The organism is Arthrobacter sp. Y3223164 (assembly GCF_059091005.1).
This window is the reverse complement of sequence record NZ_JBNHGF010000396.1, coordinates 1-2,481: the sequence shown is the minus strand read 5'-3', so window position 1 is coordinate 2,481 and position 2,481 is coordinate 1. Positions and strand designations below refer to the sequence as shown.

At 68.1% G+C, this 2,481-nt stretch carries 2 protein-coding genes; both read left to right on the top strand.

The features are described from left to right. Positions 1 to 885, top strand: an 885-nt coding sequence (locus tag AC5RUJ_RS14545; RefSeq protein WP_494156074.1) for a class I SAM-dependent RNA methyltransferase, incomplete at its 5' end; no start/stop codon positions are given. 254 nt (positions 886 to 1,139) lie between these two features. Beyond that, on the top strand, positions 1,140 to 2,481 hold a 1,342-nt coding region (locus AC5RUJ_RS14540; protein WP_494156073.1), incomplete at its 3' end, for an aconitase family protein.

Here is a 2,481-nt window from a genome sequence, read left to right as displayed (position 1 = left end):
GCCGCGTTCGGCGTGGGGTCCGACGGGCGCCTCGCCATGCACGCGCACCGGTCCGACGAGCTGATACCCGTCGAGGCGATGCCGCTGGCCGCGGACGGCGTCAACGACCTGCGGTTGTGGGAGTTGGATCTCTCCGGGCTGGAGCGGGTGGAGGTGGCCGCGCCCGCCGACGGGAGCACGCCGCTGGTGCTGTTGGTGCCGGGCGCGGGGACAACGCCCAAACGGTTGGCGAAGATCGCCGACCGGATCGAACCCGGCGTGTCGGTTGCCGCGTGGGAGCCCGTGCCCGGGCGGCTCACCCGGTTGCGGGGACGCACCTGGGTTTCCGAAACCAACGGACGGCACCAGTACCGCGTGACGGGAGACGGCTTCTGGCAGATTCACCGGCTGGCGCCGGCCACGTTGACTGCCGCCGTCCTGGACGGTGTTGCGCCCCGGGCGGGGGAGAGGGTGGCCGACCTCTATGCGGGTGCCGGACTTTTCACGGCGCCCTTGGCGGATGCCGTCGGGGTGACCGGCAACGTTCTCTCCGTCGAGGGCTCGCCGGCCGCCAGCAAAGACGCCCGCAAGAACCTGCACGGTTTCGGGCAGGTCGAGATCCTCCAGGGCAAGGTCGAGCGGGTGCTGCGCTCGCAGCCCGAAGAGATGGACGCCGTCGTCCTCGACCCGCCCCGCGCGGGCGCCGGAAAAGCCGTGGTGCAGGCGGTGGCCGCCCGAAACCCGCGGGCGGTCGGCTATGTGTCCTGTGACCCGGCGTCCTTCGCCCGGGACCTGGGCTACTTCCTGCAGCTGGGCTGGAACCTCGACTCGCTGCGCGTGTTCGACCTGTACCCGCATACCCACCACATGGAGTCCTTTGCCGTGCTCACCCCGGGGCGCCGCTGAGCGGGAGTGCGCGAATCCCGGCTGTGAGGCAGGCCACGGGCGCCGCTCCGGTTCCTGCCAACCGGCTACCCGATAGGATGGGGGCAGCGGTTCCGGACGAAGCATATTGTCTCTGGCTTGTAAATTCTGCGGGCTGCGGCGCGTCAAAAAGGCCAGAGGCCGAGCCCACAGCTGTCCCTTCACACTTAGGGATGCCTAACTAGCGGGTGGTTGCCGCCCGGACAAAGATAAAGTGTGGCGAGAGGAGTCCTGTCATGAGTAATGTGGACAGCTTCGGTTCCAAAGGCGTCTTGAACGTCGCCGGGACCGAGTACGAAATATTCCGGCTGAGTGCCGTTGAAGGTGCCGAGAGCCTTCCGTTCAGCCTCAAGGTCCTGCTGGAGAACCTGCTTCGCACCGAAGATGGTGCGAACATCACGGCGGACCACGTCCGCGCCCTGGCCGGCTGGAACCCCGACGCGCAGCCGGACACAGAGATCCAGTTCACCCCCGCCCGCGTCATCATGCAGGACTTCACCGGTGTTCCGTGTGTCGTCGACCTGGCCACCATGCGCGAGGCCGTCAAGGAGCTCGGCGGCGACCCGAAGCGCGTGAACCCGCTGGCCCCGGCCGAACTGGTGATCGACCACTCGGTCCAGATCGATGTCTTCGGCAACGCCGGCGCGCTCGAGCGCAACATGGAGATCGAGTACCAGCGCAACGGCGAACGCTACCAGTTCCTGCGCTGGGGACAGACCGCCTTCGAAGACTTCAAGGTGGTCCCCCCGGGAACCGGCATCGTGCACCAGGTCAACATCGAATACCTGGCCCGCACCGTGATGACCCGCGAGGTCGACGGCAAGCTGCGCGCCTACCCGGACACCCTGGTCGGCACCGACTCGCACACCACCATGGTCAACGGCCTGGGCGTGCTCGGCTGGGGCGTCGGCGGCATCGAGGCCGAGGCCGCCATGCTCGGCCAGCCCGTCTCCATGCTGATTCCGCGCGTTGTCGGCTTCAAGCTCACCGGCTCCATCCCCGCCGGCGCCACCGCCACCGACGTCGTGCTGACCATCACCGAGATGCTGCGCAAGCACGGCGTGGTGGGCAAGTTCGTGGAGTTCTACGGCGAAGGCGTGGCAGCGGTGCCGCTGGCCAACCGCGCCACCATCGGCAACATGAGCCCGGAGTTCGGCTCGACCGCCGCCATGTTCCCGATCGACGACGTCACCCTGGACTACCTGCGCCTGACCGGCCGCTCCGAGGAGAACATCGCCCTGGTCGAGGCGTACACCAAGGAACAAGGCCTCTGGCACGATCCGTCGCACGAACTGAAGTTCTCCGAATACCTTGAGCTGGACCTGTCCACCGTTGTTCCGTCCATCGCCGGCCCCAAGCGGCCGCAGGACCGCATCGCCCTGACGTCCGCCAAGAACCAGTTCCGCAAGGACCTGCAGAGCTACGTCGGCACCGGCAACGAGGACGCCCTGGACGAGGCCCTGGAAGAGTCCTTCCCGGCGTCGGACGCCCCGGCCATGACCTCCACGGTCCGTCACGCTGCCGCTGCGCAGGCCGGCGGCGTGAAGTCCGGCACCGCGCAGGCCGACGACCGTCCCT